Annotated in this window: 14 protein-coding genes and 1 pseudogene; 13 read left to right on the forward strand and 2 right to left on the reverse strand. The window is 73.7% G+C overall.

Going from position 1 to position 14,852, the window contains the following annotated elements:
• Positions 1-80: 80 nt before the first annotated feature.
• From AB0H64_RS01370 to AB0H64_RS01385, 4 genes are all read left to right on the forward strand, one after another.
• Positions 81-863 carry a class II aldolase/adducin family protein gene (locus AB0H64_RS01370; RefSeq protein WP_357618659.1) on the forward strand — a complete coding sequence of 261 codons (783 nt, stop codon included), beginning with the start codon at positions 81-83 and terminating at the stop codon, positions 861-863.
• 99 nt (positions 864-962) lie between these two features.
• Complete coding sequence (locus AB0H64_RS01375) at positions 963-1,211, forward strand: SCO4226 family nickel-binding protein (RefSeq protein ID WP_357618662.1); 249 nt, start codon at positions 963-965, stop codon at positions 1,209-1,211.
• Between the two features lie 150 nt (positions 1,212-1,361).
• Positions 1,362-2,231: a TIGR03619 family F420-dependent LLM class oxidoreductase gene (locus AB0H64_RS01380; protein ID WP_357618665.1), complete on the forward strand. Its 870-nt coding sequence runs from the start codon at positions 1,362-1,364 to the stop codon at positions 2,229-2,231.
• Between the two features lie 173 nt (positions 2,232-2,404).
• Positions 2,405-2,704: a hypothetical protein gene (locus AB0H64_RS01385; protein ID WP_357618668.1), complete on the forward strand. Its 300-nt coding sequence runs from the start codon at positions 2,405-2,407 to the stop codon at positions 2,702-2,704.
• Positions 2,705-2,738: 34 nt separating this feature from the next.
• Here the strand turns inward: AB0H64_RS01385 and AB0H64_RS01390 are convergent, their stop codons facing one another.
• Positions 2,739-4,580, reverse strand: a complete 1,842-nt coding sequence (locus AB0H64_RS01390; RefSeq protein ID WP_357618671.1) for a rhamnogalacturonan lyase — start codon at positions 4,578-4,580, stop codon at positions 2,739-2,741.
• Positions 4,581-4,922: 342 nt separating this feature from the next.
• Between AB0H64_RS01390 and AB0H64_RS01395 the strand changes: the two are divergent.
• The 5 genes and pseudogenes from AB0H64_RS01395 to AB0H64_RS01415 form a co-directional block, all read left to right on the forward strand.
• Positions 4,923-5,330: pseudogene (locus AB0H64_RS01395) on the forward strand (universal stress protein); the annotation flags it as partial.
• Between the two features lie 284 nt (positions 5,331-5,614).
• On the forward strand, positions 5,615-5,719 hold the full coding sequence (locus AB0H64_RS01400; RefSeq protein WP_357618674.1) for a hypothetical protein: 105 nt from the start codon (positions 5,615-5,617) through the stop codon (positions 5,717-5,719).
• A 184-nt stretch (positions 5,720-5,903) separates the two neighbouring features.
• Positions 5,904-6,923: an acyl-CoA desaturase gene (locus AB0H64_RS01405; protein ID WP_357619692.1), complete on the forward strand. Its 1,020-nt coding sequence runs from the start codon at positions 5,904-5,906 to the stop codon at positions 6,921-6,923.
• A gap of 63 nt (positions 6,924-6,986) precedes the next feature.
• Entirely contained in the window at positions 6,987-7,796 is an 810-nt protein-coding gene (locus AB0H64_RS01410) for a class I SAM-dependent methyltransferase (protein ID WP_357618677.1), read from the forward strand.
• A 244-nt stretch (positions 7,797-8,040) separates the two neighbouring features.
• The gene (locus AB0H64_RS01415; protein ID WP_357618680.1) at positions 8,041-8,712 is read left to right on the forward strand and encodes a permease prefix domain 1-containing protein; all 672 of its coding nucleotides are present in this window, start codon (positions 8,041-8,043) and stop codon (positions 8,710-8,712) included.
• A gap of 124 nt (positions 8,713-8,836) precedes the next feature.
• On the opposite strand, the gene AB0H64_RS01420 is transcribed toward AB0H64_RS01415, so the two are convergent.
• On the reverse strand, positions 8,837-9,169 hold the full coding sequence (locus AB0H64_RS01420; protein ID WP_357618683.1) for a helix-turn-helix transcriptional regulator: 333 nt from the start codon (positions 9,167-9,169) through the stop codon (positions 8,837-8,839).
• A 90-nt stretch (positions 9,170-9,259) separates the two neighbouring features.
• Between AB0H64_RS01420 and AB0H64_RS01425 the strand changes: the two genes are divergently transcribed.
• The 4 genes from AB0H64_RS01425 to cydC are packed head-to-tail and all read left to right on the forward strand — an operon-like array spanning position 9,260 to position 14,817.
• Complete coding sequence (locus tag AB0H64_RS01425) at positions 9,260-10,420, forward strand: cytochrome ubiquinol oxidase subunit I (protein ID WP_357618686.1); 1,161 nt, start codon at positions 9,260-9,262, stop codon at positions 10,418-10,420.
• A gap of 12 nt (positions 10,421-10,432) precedes the next feature.
• On the forward strand, positions 10,433-11,197 hold the full coding sequence (locus tag AB0H64_RS01430; RefSeq protein WP_357618689.1) for a cytochrome d ubiquinol oxidase subunit II: 765 nt from the start codon (positions 10,433-10,435) through the stop codon (positions 11,195-11,197).
• 6 nt (positions 11,198-11,203) lie between these two features.
• Positions 11,204-13,138: a thiol reductant ABC exporter subunit CydD gene (gene cydD / locus AB0H64_RS01435; RefSeq protein WP_357618692.1), complete on the forward strand. Its 1,935-nt coding sequence runs from the start codon at positions 11,204-11,206 to the stop codon at positions 13,136-13,138.
• Positions 13,135-14,817 (forward strand): thiol reductant ABC exporter subunit CydC, encoded by a 1,683-nt coding sequence (gene cydC, locus AB0H64_RS01440; protein ID WP_357618695.1) that lies wholly within the window; start codon positions 13,135-13,137, stop codon positions 14,815-14,817. Before cydD ends, cydC begins: the two co-directional genes overlap by 4 nt.
• The last annotated feature ends 35 nt before the right edge of the window (positions 14,818-14,852 follow it).

A 14,852-nucleotide genomic window follows, 5' to 3' on the forward strand; every position in this document is an offset into this window, starting at 1 on the left:
GTGAGCCGCCCGCGTCAGGAGGTTGATGCGGACGGGAGCGGGCGGCAGTCTGGACGGGTCCCCTCAGTGCTGGAGGCACGATGAACGTGGAACCGGTCCCCACCGACCAGCTGATCTTCCGGCTGCCGCAGAAGTTCGACGACGTGGAGGACGAGCGCCGCCACCGCCAGGAGCGCCTCGTCGCCGCGCTGCGGCTGTTCGGCAGGTTCGGCTTCGAGGAGGGGGTGGCCGGGCACATCACCGCCCGCGACCCCGAGCACCCGGACCACTTCTGGGTCAACCCGTTCGGCATGAGCTTCAGGCACGTCAGGGTGAGCGACCTCATCCTGGTCAACCACCAGGGCCAGGTGGTCCACGGCAGGTACCACGTCAACCAGGCCGCCTTCGCGATCCACGCCATGGTCCACCAGGCCCGTCCGGACGCGGTCGCCGCCGCCCACTCCCACTCGGTGTACGGCAAGGCGCTGTCCTCGCTCGGCCGCCCGCTGGAGCCGCTGACCCAGGACGCCTGCGCCTTCTACGAGGACCACGGCCTGTTCGACGACTACACCGGCGTGGTGGTGGAGACCGAGGAGGGCAGGCGGATCGCGCGGGCGCTGGGCTCGCACAAGGCCGTCATCCTGCGCAACCACGGGCTGCTGACCGTGGGCGACTCGGTGGACGCCGCCGCCTGGTGGTTCATCACGATGGAGCGCTCGTCCCAGGCCCAGCTGCTGGCCATGGCCGCGGGCCCGACCGTGTCCATCGACCACGACCAGGCCAAGCTCACCCACGGGCAGATCGGCAACGACCTGGTCGGCTGGATCAACTTCCAGCCCCTGTACGACCAGATCGTCCGCTCCGATCCCGACCTGTTCGACTGAACCGCGGGCCGGCCGCGCGGCGAGCCTTTGGCTCCTTGTTGGGTGTTTGCGGGCTTATGTCCGTCCTAGGCTGGGGGAATACGGCCCTAGGAGGAACCCATGGCCACATTCATCGACGTTCACCATGGCATGGCCGGCATCACCGCCGAGCAGCTCCACGAGGCGCACAGCGCCGACCTCGCCATCCAGGACGAGGAGAAGGTGACCTTCGAGCGGGCCTGGGCCGACCCGGAGGAGGGCGTGGTCTACTGCCTGTCGGAGGCGCCCAGCGCCGAGGCCGTCCAGCGCATCCACGAGCGGGCGGGCCACCCCGCCGACGAGATCCACCCCGTGCCCTTCACCGCCTGACGCGGCGGCCGGCCCCTGCCGGGGCCGGCTCCCCGTCCACTCGTCCCCTTCGCGCCCGCGCGCTTCCCGGCTGCCGGCGGCTTGCCCTGACGCCAGTGACAAGGTTCTACTCTGTCGCCGTCAGCCGCCGGGCGAGCCAGAGGGACGACCATGAGATTCGCGATCAGCTACAGCACCGCCCACAGCGGCGTCGACCCCGACGCCATCGCCGCCTTCGCCCGGCACGCCGAGGAGTGCGGTTTCGAGGCGCTGTACGTTCCGGAGCACGTCGCGCTGTATCCCGGGGCGAAGGTCGGGCCGTGGGAGATCCCCCCGGCCCTGCCGTACGCCGACCCGCTGGACACCCTGACCTTCGTCGCCGCCGCGACCAGCCGCATCCTGCTGGGAACGGGCGTGCTGCTGCTGCCGTACCACCATCCCGTGACGCTCGCCAAGCGGCTGGCGACCATCGACCTGCTGTCCCGGGGCCGGATGCGGCTGCTGACCGTGGGCGTCGGCGCGCTGCCGGGCGAGGCGCGGGCGGTCGGGGTGGACTTCGGCACCCGGGGGCGGCGGGCGGACGAGGCGATCGACGTCCTGCGGCTGCTGTGGGAGGGCGGGGAGGAAGGCGTCAGCCACGCCGGGGAGTTCTTCGCGTTCGAGAATCTGTGCAGTTTCCCCAAGCCGTCCGGGGGCGCGGGGCTGCCGATCCACGTCGGCGGGTCGAGCCGGGCGGCGGCCCGCCGGGCCGGGCTGCGCGGCGACGGCTACTTCCCCGGCGGCGCGCTGACCCGCGCCGAGCGGGCCGCCCAGTGGGAGCTCGCCCGGTCGTCCGCCGCGGAGGCGGGCCGCGACCCCGACGCGCTGGAGCAGACCCGGTGGGGGACGATCGACATGACCGGCGATCGGGTCGACGAGCTCGCCGCGCAGGGCGCGACCCGCCTCGTGATCAGCACGTCCACTCCCGACCTGGACGGGCAGCGGGAGGAGATGTCCGCCTTCGCCCGGCGCTTCTCCCTGGCGGCCTCGGCCCTGAGGTAGCCGGCAGCCCGGTTCGCCGGTGGGATGTCGTGCGATCTCCCGGAAGTCGGGGACAGCTCGTGCTCGTGCGGTTACGGTTCCGGCATGGGCATGAAGGAGAGGACCGCGACGCGCGGCGTGCGCGCGGGCGCCGGCGCTGAGCGGATCGGCCGGAGCGCCCCCGGGAGGGCGAGGTGACCGGGCCGATGATGTGCCCCGAGTGCCGCGGCCGCCGAGGGCACCGGCTCGGCGGCCTGTTCCTCGCCTGCATGCTCTGCCATGGACGCGGCTGGGTGAGCGGGAGCGAGCCCGAGGAACGGCCCCGGCCCGTCCACGAGCCGCCGCCGGTCTGGGAGGACCCACGCTGGCTCGATCCGATGGTCGCCGCCGCCTTTCCCTGCCGTTACTGCCTGGGCTGCGGCGCGGTGTCACACGTGAACCGGGACCGCGGCATCCTGGTCACCCTGGCGTGCACGTGCGCGTCACGTCCCTGACGACGCCCGTTCCTTTCTCGGCGGAGATGCTCTCTCAGCGGACATAGATGGAGGGCCGGGGAGGGGTGGGCATGCCGTCCCCGATGAAGAAGCTCGGATGCGGCGGCTGGTTGTAGGCGGTGTTCTGCCAGGCGATCGCCACCCTGTACTGCGGGTCGTGCATCAGCGTGTAGAGCCGCCGGTCCGTGGGCGTGGTCGTGGCGTACACACGCAGCGCGCGGTTGTCGCTGGTGGGCCAGACGACCTCCTCCCGCCAGTCGCCGAACAGGTCCGCCGACAGCGACGGGGTGGCCTTGGTGCCGTTGTTGGAGTGCACGCCGGAGGCCGTGAGCAGCCGGGTGTCGCCGCTCGTGCCGTACTTGTCGATCCTCGTCTGGTCGAGCAGCTCCCTGAGGGGGTCGGCGTCCCACCAGATGAGGAAGTTCGCCGAGGACGGCTTGCGGCCGGCGTTGTTGCCGGTCACGCTGCGCAGGTTGGCGTCGGCGGCGGACCAGAACTCGCTCGCCACCCTGACCGTCGAGATGTCACCGGCCACGCCGCGGCCGTTGTCGCCGTTGGCGGGGGTGGACCAGAGGATCCGGCCGTCGCGCGGGTCGATGTAGAGCGAAGAGGGCTGCGAGCCGGACTCGCTCACCTTGAAGTACTCCAGTCCCGGCCTGGCCGGGTCGAAGTCGCCCAGGTGCTGCGCGTCGCCGTGGCCCGTGCCCGTGGTCCACATGCCGGTGCCGTTGTCGTCGACGGCCATGGCGCCGTACACGATCTCGTCCCTGCCGTCCTGGTCGATGTCGCCGACGGACAGGCTGTGGCTGCCCTGGCCGGTCCACCGCGAGCCGGCCGAGTTGCTGTCGAACGTCCACCGCTTGGTGAGCGTGCCGTTGCGGAAGTCCCAGGCGGCGATGACGGAGCGGGTGTAGTACCCGCGCGCCATGATGAGCGACGGGCGTTCCCCGTCGAGGTACGCGGTGCCGGCCAGGAAGCGGTCCACCCGGTTGCCGTACGAGTCGCCCCACGAGGAGACGGTGCCGCGCGGCGGGTCGTAGGAGACCGTGGACCTGGCCGCGCCGGTCAGCCCGTCGAACATGGTGAGGTGCTCCGGCCCCGACAGCACATAGCCGCTGGAGTTGCGGTGGTCGGCGGACGCGCTGCCGATCACCGCGCCGGCGCCGTCACGGGTGCCGTCGGCGGTCTTCATCGCCACCTCGGCCCGGCCGTCGCCGTCGTAGTCGTACACCTGGAACTGCGTGTAGTGCGCGCCCGCGCGGATGTTGCGGCCGAGGTCCACGCGCCACAGCCGCGTGCCGTTGAGCCGGTACGCGTCGACGTACACGTTGCCGGTGTAGCCGGACTGGGAGTTGTCCTTGGCGTTGGACGGGTCCCACTTGAGGACGATCTCGTACTGGCCGTCGCCGTCCATGTCCCCGACGCCGGCGTCGTTGGCGCTGTAGGTGTAGGCGACGCCGTCGGGGGTCGTGCCGCCGGAGGGCGGCTGGATCGGCACGTCGAGGTAGGAGCCTCCGGTGAAGCGCAGCGACGACGGGGAGGCGGCCTGCTCGACGCCGCCGACGACGGCCCTGACCGTGTAGGAGGCGTCGGCGGCGGCCCCGCCGTCGAGGTGGTCGGTGGCGGTGGCGAGGGAGGCGATCCTGGTGGAGCCCCGGTAGAGGTTGAAGGTGACGCCCTCGGGGTCGGTGCCGAGCAGCCGCCACGACACGAGGTTCCCGGACCCGGAGCGGACGCTGACCAGGCCGCGGTCGAGGTCCTCCATCTGCTTGGCGGCGGCCGCTCGCTGCACCGCGTGAGCGGGGCCGGGTGAGCCGGTGAGAGCCGCTGCGAGAGCGAGGGCGGCGGCCGTCGTTCCGGTGGCGCGTAACCGCATGTCATGTCCTTTCCGGCGGATCCTGGGGCGGTGACCCCCGAGCATGACGGAGCCGGACGGAAGCCGTAAAACGTTCTCCGTGCGGAGCGGGGTGGCGGAGGCCGACCGGCTCGCAGAGGCGACCTGCCACCAGGCAGAACCCTCGACGGGCCCAGGCGTGCGGACATGAACGTTTCAAGAGACCGCCCCGTGGGGCGCCGGGGGTGCCGCGCGCGAGCCCCGGTCGGGACGTCCTCGCGGAGCCAGGGCCATGCCTTGGGGATTCGCAGAGGGGGAAACGGCGATACCCATGACAGAGCTCCGGCGCGACGGGGGGTCGCGGGAGCGTGTGAGGTGACGACCATGACACAGCCGATCGTCGTCGGGTTCGACGGATCAGACTCCTCGCGGCAGGCCCTCGCCTGGGCGGAGCAGGAGGCGGCCGTCCGTGACGCCCCGCTGCGTGTCCTCCACGCCATGCCACGCTGGTCGCCCGACGTCCTGCTGGTCCCCGAGCCTGCCGGCTGGGAGATCGAGGCGGACAAGGCCGCGCGCGAACAGCTCAGGCAGGCCGCGGCCGAGATGCGGTCGAGGCGGCCGCGACTGGAGGTCACCACGGAGGTGGTCGCGGACAGGCCGGAGGACGCGCTCGTCCAGGCAGCCGACGCCGCGCAACTCGTCGTGGTCGGGAACCGGGGCCGCGGTGGGTTCGCCGAGCTGCTGCTCGGCTCCGTGAGCCGGCACGTGGCCAGCCGCGCGCCGGCCCCCGTGGCGGTCGTCCGGCAAACGCCGGCCGGCCGGCACGGGGTCATCGTCGTGGGCGTGTCGGGGCAGCCCGGCGAGGAGGCCGTGCTGGAGTACGCCTTCCGCGAGGCGGTGCTCCGGGGAGCCGCCCTGCGCGCCGTCCATGCCTGGACGCACCCCGGCACGGTCGAGCCCTGGACCGTGGAGCCCGTGGTCTTCGACAGCGAGGCGGCGGGCCGGGACGAGGCGCAGCGGCTGGCGGAGTTCCTCGCCGGATCGGCCGAGCCTCGGCGGACGCCGACGCCGTGGTCGTGGGGGCCGCGCATGACGCGCCGGGGGCCCTGCTCGGCCTCGGTGGCACCGCTCACGCGGTCCTGCACCACGCGCGGGCGCCCGTGATCGTGGTCCGCGCCTGACCGCTTCCTCTACTGTCGGGAGACGCCACGACGGTCATGGCGGAGGCGGTTCGATCCGGTGGTAGGGCTGGCACCACCGGAAGAACGGGCGCCAGCAGGGGTCCGTGCGCCCCTGGCTCTGGAGATGCTGACAAGCGATCACCCATGACCGACTTCGTGAGCATCGGAGACAGATGTGACAGTGGTGGAGGCGCCCCGCCCGCAGCGGGGCAGCGACTTCGCGAGATTGTCGCGCCGCATCGCGGAGGCAGGGCTGATGGAGCGGCGGCCCGGCTCCTACGCGGTCCGGATCGGACTGGTCGCGACCCTGTTCGTGGGGAGTTGGGCGGTGTTCGCCGTGGTGGGAGACTCCTGGTGGCAGATGCCGGTGGCGGTGCTGCTGGCTGTGGCCTTCGCGCAGGTCACACTGCTGGCCCACGACCTCGCGCACGGCCAGATCTCCCGCTCGCGGCGCACCGCCAGGATCGCGGGGCTGCTGGTCGGCAACCTGGCCGTCGGCCTGAGCTACGGCTGGTGGATGGACAAGCACACCCGCCACCACGCCAACCCCAACCACGAGGACCACGATCCCGACGTCTCGCCCGACATCCTCATCTGGTCGCGGAAGCAGGCCGAAGCCGCGCGCGGGCTGCCGCGGCTGCTCGGGCGCCGGCAGGCGTGGCTGTTCTTCCCGCTGCTCACGCTGGAGGGCGTCAACCTGAAGGTGTCGAGCTTCCGCGCGCTGCGCCGCCCGGCGCTGAAGAACCGCCCGGCCGAGGGGCTGCTGCTCGTCGCGCACGTCCTGACCTACGCCGCTGCGCTGTTCGTGGTGCTGCCGCCGGCCAAGGCCCTGGCCTTCCTGGCCGTTCACCAGGCCTTCTACGGCGTCTACCTGGGCTGCACGTTCGCTCCCAACCACAAGGGCATGCCGGTGCTGACCGCGCAGGACGAGCTGGACTTCCTCCGCCGCCAGGTGCTGACGTCCAGGAACGTCAGCGGCGGGCGCCTCCTGGACGTCGCGCTCGGCGGCCTGAACCACCAGATCGAACATCACCTGTTCCCCGCCATGCCCAGCGCGAACCTGCGCAAGGCCCAACCCATCGTGCGCGACTACTGCCGCTCGCTGGGCGTCGAATACGCCGAGTGCGGACTGCTCGCGTCCTGGGGCCAGGCCCTACGCCATCTGCACGAGGTGGGCCGGCCGCTGCGCCGCGCCGGGACCTGACGACCGGTTCCGGCCGCGGCGGTACCTCGCCGGTCGGGGGCGTTCGGCCTAGGGTGCCGGTACGTGGAGGAGTTGTTCGGCGGCGCGGCCCCTTACTACGCCCGGTACCGGCCCGCGTACGGGGAGGCGGTGATCGACCACCTGGCCGGAGCGCCCGGCGCGGACAGCCGGGTGCTGGACCTGGGCTGCGGGCCGGGGACGATCGCGATTCCGCTCGCCGGCCGGGTGAGGGCAGTGCTCGCCGTGGACCCGGCCGAGGAGATGCTGGCGGAGGGTCGGCGCCTCGCGGCCGGCGCCCAGCTCGGTGACTTCGCACCACGCCGCGCCGCCGTCACGTGGATGCGCGGCGACTCGACCGGGTTGCGCGCGCTGCCGCCGTTCGACCACGTGGTGATGGGACGGTCGTTCCACTGGATGGACCGCGCGGCGGTGCTGGCGGAGCTGGACGAGCTGCTGCCGCCCGGCGGCGCGGTGGCGCTGCTCGGCCCGGCCACGCAGCCGGGCGAGCCGTGGCAGCCGGACGCCCAGCCGTGGCAGGCGATCGAACGGCGGGTCTGCGCGGACTTCGGCCTCGACATCGAGGCGGCGGCCCACTCCTTCCACGCCACCGGCGAGTCCCACCACGCCGTGCTGACCGCCTCGCCGTTCCGCCGCCTGGAGTCGCGGACGTTCACGCGGCGGCTGGTCCTGGACGTGGACGGGCTGGTCGGGCTCCAGCTCTCGTACTCCTACAGCTCACCCGCCGCGCTCGGTGATCGGCTGCGCGCCTTCGTCGCGGCGTTCCGGGAGGCGCTGCTCGCCGACAATCCGGCGGGGCGGTGGGAGCAGGACCTGGTCACCGAGGTACTGATCGCCAGACGGCCGGAGTGCTGACCATGCCTGATCGCCGGGCCTGCTCGCCGGCGTTTCTCTGTGCGGGCCTCGTCCGGGTCCTGACGGGCCAGGCTCCTCAGGAGGCACTCGCGACCGCGCTCACCGTCGGGGGTCTGGGGGACGCCGGCGCGGAAGGCGAGGGTACGTTCCTGGTCGGCGACGGGCAGGTCACGGTGAGGACGCCGGCCGGGAATCGGGGAGATCCCCGATGGGCCCCCGGATGCCCGGCCCGTACACTTGGCACATGCTGATCGACGACTACGTGGCCGATCTCGGCAGGGCGCTGGCGGGACCCGCCGGCCCCAAGCGCGATCTGGTCGTCGAGGCGCGTGACAGCCTGGCCGACGCGGCCGACGCCCTGGAGGCGGAGGGGTTCGACCGCGCCGAGGCCGAGCGGATGGCCGTGGCGGAGTTCGGCGAGGTGGCGGAGATCGCCCCCGGCTACCAGGACGAGCTGACCGCGTCGGCGGGCCGGCGCCTGGCGGCGGTGCTGTTCCTCAGCCTGCCGGTGAGCGTTCTCATCTGGTCGATGATCTGGCGCATCTACCCCGACTCCGGCGCCGCCTGGGAGGACCGGCCGGCCTGGTACACGCCGATCGCGCGGCTGCTCGACTACCTGCAGGCCGGGGGCGCCGTTTACGGGGGGTTCGCGCTGGTGGCGCTGAGCCGCGGCGGCCGGTGGATCCGGCGGCCCAGGCTCGTCACCCGCTCCCTCGGGCTGGCCGTCATGATCCTGCTTCCGCTGTGCGGCCTGCTGAGCTCGGCGCTCACCGCCGTCTCCGGCCTGCCGAGCGACTTCGACACCCTGGCGCCGGTCATGCTGGCCGAGCTGGTGACGTCGGCCTTCTGGGGGGCGCAGCTGTACGGCGCCACCCGCTGCCTGCGCCTGACCCGCACGACCCCCGCCACCGCCTGACCGCCCGGCCCAGCACCCGCCCGCGCCCCCACCGCGGTCCCGATCCGGCGCGCGGCCGCCCATCCCAGCAGCGACCGGCGCGCGGCCGCACACTTCAGGAGCGACCGGCGCGCAGGCACGCCCCTCAGGAGGCTTCGGCGCCGGGCCTCAGGACGCTGCCGATGGCGCTGGTGAACTCCTGCCACGCCGACCGCTCCCCCTCCAGCCGCTTGCGCCCGGAGTCCGTGAGCCGGTAGGTGCGGCGCTTGCGCCCGCCGACCGTGGCCCACTCGCTGGACAGGTAGCCGATGCGCTCCAGCCTGCGCAGCGCCGGGTACACCGTCCCCGTCGGCACGGTCAGCGCACCCCCGCTCCGCTCTTGCAGCGCCTCGATGATGGCGTAGCCGTGCAGCGGCCCGGCCTCGACCACGGACAGCAGCAAAGCGTCCATGTGGCCGCGGAGCGCGTCGGGGTTCATGCCCTCGATCCTAGGCAACCATGCGTCATATAGACAGCCTACATGTAGACTCCCTACATGTAGGCTGTCTTGATAAGGAGTTGATCGCGCATGGACGTGCTGGACCTGGCGCGGACGCAGTTCGCGGTGACGGGGAGCCTCCACTTCCTCTTCGTCCTGCTCACGCTCGGACTCGCGCCCCTGGTGGCGATCATGCACACGCGATGGGCGCTGTCCGGCGCCCCCGAGCGCGAGCGGGCGACCAGGTTCTGGGGGCAGATCTACGTCACCAACTACGCGGTCGGGATCGTGACCGGCCTGGTGATGGAGTTCCAGTTCGGGCTGTCCTGGAGCGGCCTGTCCCACTACGCCGGAGACGTCTTCGGCGCGCCCCTGGCCATGGAGACGCTCATCGCGTTCTTCCTGGAGTCCACGTTCCTCGGGCTGTGGATCTTCGGGTGGGGACGCCTTCCGAAGTGGCTGCACCTGGCGTGCATCTGGGCCGTCACGGTCACCGCGTACGCCAGCGCCTACTTCATCATGGCGGCCAACTCCTTCCTCCAGAACCCCGCCGGCGCCGTCGAGCGCGGCGGCCGGTTGGAGCTGGTCGACGCGGCTGCCCTCTTCACGAACAAGACCCTGGTCTTCGCCTTCCCCCACGTGATCAGCGCGGCCCTGTTCACCGGCGGCATGGTGCTGGTCGGCGCGAGCGCCTACCGGCTGCGCCGCGGCACCGAGGACGTGGCGCTCTTCACCCGGTCGATGCGCACCGGCGTCGTCACCGCCGCCATCGGCATCACGCTCACCGTCGGCTTCGGGTACGGCCAGTTCGGCGGCCTGCAGGAGGGCAAGTTCAAGGGCGACACCGCGGCCGTGCCGCTCGCCCTGATGATGGAGATCGGCAACCTGCTCTTCCTCGTGGCGGTGTTCTTCATGCTGCCGCTGGTCCGCTTCCTGCCGCGCTGGCGGTGGACGCACCGCTTCCTGATGATCCTGACGCCCGTGCCGTTCGCCCTGGCCATCTGCGGCTGGCTGGCCAGGGAGATCGGCCGCCAGCCGTGGATGGTCTGGGAGAAGCTGACCGTGGCCGACGCCCTGTCCCCCGGCCTGACCCCGGGCATGATCACCGCCTCGCTCGTCGGCTTCACCGTCGTGCTGGGGCTGCTCGCCCTGACCGACTACGCGCTCATCGCGCGGCTGGTCAGGCGGGGCCCGCGCGACCTCGACCTGGGCGCGGCCGAGGAGCGGCCCGCCCCCGCGCTGAGCTACTAGGAGTCACCCCCGATGGAACTGATCTGGTTCGTCGTCTTCACGCTGCTGCTCGCCGGCTACTTCGCACTGCAGGGCTTCGACCTCGGCGTGGGCCTGCTCATGCCGGTGATCGGCCGGACCCAGGAGACCCGGGACCGCATGGTGGCCGCCATGGCGCCGTTCGTGCTGGCCAACGAGGTGTGGCTGGTGGCCGTCGCCGGCGCCCTGTTCGGCGTCTACCCGAGTCTGGAGGGCGAGGTGCTGTCCGGGCTCTACCCGCTGGTGGTCGCCATGCTGCTGTCCTGGGTCGTGCGGGACGCCGGGCTGTGGTTCCGGCGCCGGATCGACGGGGCGGGCTGGCGGCGGTTCTGGGATGTGATGATCATGCTGGGGTCGCTGGGGCTGTCGTTCGGCTGGGGCGTCACGCTGTACGCCGTCGCCACGGGCTTCGGCTCCTCGCTGCTCCACCCGATCGGGCTGCTCCTGGGCGTGGTCGTGACGCTGCTGTTCGCCTGGCACGGCTGGACGTTCCTCGGCTGGCGCGCGCCCGAGACCGCCGGCATCACCCGCTCCGGGCGCGCCCTCGCCCTGTCGGGGCTCGCCGCGGCGGTGCCCGTGCTCGCCCTGCTCGTCGCCTCCCTCCCGTACCTGCTCGACCACAGCGCACCGTCTTCCACGCTGGGTGTGATGGGTCTCATGATCCTGCCGTTCGCGCCCGTCATGGTCGGCGCGCAAGTATGGGTGTGGCGCGTCTTCCGCCCCGGGAGGAGCGCCGTCCCGGTCCCCTCGTTCTTCTGAGGACACGTGCACAAGGATCTCCTCCGGCTCATGCGGGCCGAGCAGTCGGTACGCCGCCACCTGGCCGTCACCCTGGCCGCCGCGGTCGTCGCCGGCCTGCTCGTGCTGGTGCAGGCCGAGCTGCTGGCCGGAGTGCTGTCCGGCAGGTTCGCCGCCACGGCGCTGGCCGGCCTCGTCGCCGTGGTCGCGCTGCGCGCCCTGCTGGCCTGGACCCAGGGCGTCTTCGGCGGACGCACCGCCACCGGCGTGAAGTCCGCCCTGCGACGGCGGCTGCTGGGCCGGCTCCAGGAGCTCGGCCCCGCCCGGCTGAGCGGCCACCGCTCCGGCGAGCTGGTGACACTCGCCGGCCGCGGTCTCGACCGGCTCGACGCCTACCTGACCGGCTACCTGCCGGCCGTGGCCGTCGCCGGGGTGGTGCCGGTGGCGGTGCTGGTCCGGCTGTTCGCCGCCGACCTGACCAGCGCGGTGATCGTGCTGGTGACGCTGCCGCTGATCCCGGTGTTCGGGGCGCTGGTGGGCATGACGACCAAGGCGGTCACCGAGCAGCAGTTCCATGCGCTGTCCCGGCTCGGCGGGCACTTCCTCGACGTGGTGCGCGGGCTGCCGACGCTGCGCGCCTTCGGCCGGGCCCGCTACCAGGCGACGGTCATCCGGCAGGTCGCCGACGCCCACCGGTCGGCCACCATGCGGACCCTGCGGGTGGCGTTCCTGTCGTCGCTCGTCCTGGAGCTGTGCGCGTCGCTGTCGCTGGCGCTGGTGGCCGTGCCGATCGGGCTGCGGCTGCTGGGCGGGTCGCTGGACCTGTCGACGGCGCTGCTGGTGCTGCTGCTGGCGCCCGAGGCGTACCTGCCGCTGCGGGTCATGGGCACGCGCTTCCACGCCTCGATGGAGGGCGTGGCCGCCGCCGACGCCGCCTTCGCCGTCCTGGACCGGGCCGCCGACCCGGGCGAGGCCCGAGCCGTCCGGAACTGGGCCGCCGATCCCGGCGAGTCCCGAACCGTCCCTGACCGGGCCGCCGACCCCGGCGAGTCCCGAGCCGTCCCTGACCGGGCCGCCGACGCCGGCGAATCCCGGGACGGGCCCGCGCAGCCGGGGCGCGAGGCGCCGCGGATCGAGCTCCAGGCCGTCACCGTGCGCTACCCCGGCCGGGACGACGCGGCCCTGTCCGGCGTGTCCCTCACCATCGAGCCGGGCGAGCGCGTCGCGCTGGTCGGCGAGAGCGGCGGCGGCAAGAGCACCCTGCTCCACCTGCTCCTCGGCTTCGTCCAGCCGTCGGAGGGCCGTGTGCTCGTGGACGGCACCGACCTGCGCGACCTCGCCCCGGGCGCGTGGCGCGACCGGCTGGCGTTCGTGCCGCAGCGCCCCCACCTGTTCGCGACGTCGGTGGCGGACAACATCCGGCTGGGAGCACCCGAGGCGTCCCAGGACGAGGTACGGCGGGCGGCGGCGGCCGCGCGCGCCGACGAGTTCGTGGAGCGGCTGCCCGGCGGCTACGACGCCCAGGTGGGCGAGCGCGGCGCCAACCTGTCGGCCGGGCAGCGGCAGCGTGTCGCCCTGGCCCGGGCCTTCTGCCGTCGGCACGCCCCGGTGCTGCTGCTGGACGAGCCGACCGCCCGGCTCGACGGGCGCAGCGAGGCCGCGGTGGTGGCCGCGACGGCCGACCTCAGCCGGGGCCGCACGGCCGTCATCGTCGCCCACCGCCCCGCGATGATCGAGCTGGCCGATCGCGTTGTCCGGCTCCACGAGGGCCGCGTGATCGCCGACACGGCCCACCCGGACGCACCGCCCCCTGACACACCGTCCCCTGACACACCGTCCCCCGACGCGCCGGTCCTGGACGGCCTGTCCCCCGACGTGCCGTCCTTCCAGGGCGAGGCGGGCCCCGGCGGCGAGACCGTCCGGACCGGCGGGCCCGGCCGGATTCGCGGAGGTGACCGATGAGCGGGCGGACGGGAGTCCGGCTCATCTGGGCCGTGCTCGCCGGCGCCGGCGCCGACCTGGCCGGGCTCGGGCTGATCGCCGCCGCCGCGTGGCTCATCACCCGGGCCGCCGAGCAGCCGGAGCTGGCCGCGCTGAGCGTGGCGATCGTCGCCACCCGGGCGTTCGCCACCGGCAAGGGCGTCCTGCGCTATGCCGAGCGCCTGACCGGCCACGACGTGGCCCTGCGCGCCCAGGCCGGCACCCGCGAGGAGCTGTACGAGGCGCTGATCCCGCCGCGCCCGCCCCGGCACGGCGGCGCCGACCTGCTGAGCCGGATGGTCGACGACACCGAGGCGGTCCAGGACCTGCTCGTACGCGCCCTGCTCCCGGCCGCGGCCGCGGCGCTGACCGGCCTGGCCGCGGTCGTGGTCGGGCTGTTCGTGCTGCCCGTGACGGCGCTGGTGCTGGCCGGCGGGCTGGCCGTGGCGGGCGTGGTGCTGCCCGCCGCCACCGCCGCCGCGGCGCGCCGCTGGTCGGCCCGGGTCGCCCCGGCCCGGGCCGCGCTCGCGGGCGCGGTGGCGGACCTGGTGCACGGCTCGGCCGACCTGGCCGCGTACGGCGCGGAGGACCGCGCGCTCGCGACGGCCCTCGACGCGGACGGCGCCCTGGCCGCCCTCGAACGCCGCCAGGCCCGCGTCCACGCCCTCGCCCTGGCCGGAGGCACCCTCGTGCAAGGGCTGACCGTGGCGGCCATCGTCCTGCTCGCCCAGGGCGCCGGCGCCGGGAGCGTCGCCACGGCCGTGCTGGCGCTGACGGCGCTGGTGTCGTTCGAGCCGGTCCTGCCGCTGGCGGCGGCGGGCGAGCGCATGGCGGGCATCACGGCCGCGCTGAAGCGGCTGAAGGAGGTCCGCTCGGCCCCGCCCGCCGTCGCCGAGCCGTCCTCCCCCGCCCCCGTGCCCGCGCCGCCGTACACGGTCGAGGTCGAGGACCTCGTCGTACGGCACGGCGACGCCGCGCGGCCCGCGGTCGACGGCGTGTCCCTGACGCTGACGCCCGGCCGGCGGGTGGCGCTGGTCGGCCCCAGCGGGGCCGGCAAGAGCAGCCTGCTGTCGGCGCTGATGCGCCTGGTCGAGCCCGAGGCGGGCCGGGTGCTGGTCAACGGCGCCGACGTGCGGGGCATGGCGCCGGACGACGTCCGGGCGCTGATGACCGGCCTCACCCAGGACCCGTACGTCTTCCAGGCCAGCCTGCGCGACAACCTGCGCCTGGCCGGCCCCGAGGCCGGCGAGGAGGAGCTGGCCGCGGCCGTGCGCGAGGCGCGGCTGGACCAGTGGGCCGAGCGGACCGGCTGGGGCGTCCAGCTCGGCGAGGACGGCCGGACGGTGTCCGGCGGCCAGCTCCAGCGGCTGGCCCTGGCCCGGGCCCTGCTGTACGACCCGCCGGTGCTGCTGCTGGACGAGCCGGCCGAGGCGCTGGACGAGGACACGGCCGACCGGCTCATGGCGGACCTGCTCGACGCCACCCGGGGCCGCACCACGCTGCTCGTCACCCACCGGCTGCACGGGCTGGAGGACGTGGACGAGATCGTCGTGCTGGAAGACGGCCGGGTCGTCCAGCGCGGGACCCACGCCACGCTGGTGGCCGAGCCCGGCTACTACCGCGACCTGTGGGAGTCCGAGGCCCTCACCCGCTCCCGCTAGCTGTATTGCCCGGTCTCCCCCGGCACGGCGGCGCC

Origin of the sequence: Nonomuraea sp. NPDC050733 (assembly GCF_040654215.1) — a bacterium.
In the GTDB taxonomy this organism is placed as follows: domain Bacteria; phylum Actinomycetota; class Actinomycetes; order Streptosporangiales; family Streptosporangiaceae; genus Nonomuraea.

Bases quoted from the DNA above. Each gene is read 5' to 3' on its own strand.
- AB0H64_RS01375 (WP_357618662.1), top strand. From the start codon at position 963: ATGGCCACATTCATCGACGTTCACCATGGCATGGCCGGCATCACCGCC.
- cydC (WP_357618695.1), top strand. From the start codon at position 13,135: ATGAGCGGGCGGACGGGAGTCCGGCTCATCTGGGCCGTGCTCGCCGGC.
- AB0H64_RS01425 (WP_357618686.1), top strand. From the start codon at position 9,260: ATGGACGTGCTGGACCTGGCGCGGACGCAGTTCGCGGTGACGGGGAGC.
- AB0H64_RS01430 (WP_357618689.1), top strand. From the start codon at position 10,433: ATGGAACTGATCTGGTTCGTCGTCTTCACGCTGCTGCTCGCCGGCTAC.
- AB0H64_RS01370 (WP_357618659.1), top strand. From the start codon at position 81: ATGAACGTGGAACCGGTCCCCACCGACCAGCTGATCTTCCGGCTGCCG.
- AB0H64_RS01390 (WP_357618671.1), bottom strand. From the start codon at position 4,580: ATGCGGTTACGCGCCACCGGAACGACGGCCGCCGCCCTCGCTCTCGCA.
- AB0H64_RS01380 (WP_357618665.1), top strand. From the start codon at position 1,362: ATGAGATTCGCGATCAGCTACAGCACCGCCCACAGCGGCGTCGACCCC.
- AB0H64_RS01415 (WP_357618680.1), top strand. From the start codon at position 8,041: ATGCTGATCGACGACTACGTGGCCGATCTCGGCAGGGCGCTGGCGGGA.
- AB0H64_RS01420 (WP_357618683.1), bottom strand. From the start codon at position 9,169: ATGAACCCCGACGCGCTCCGCGGCCACATGGACGCTTTGCTGCTGTCC.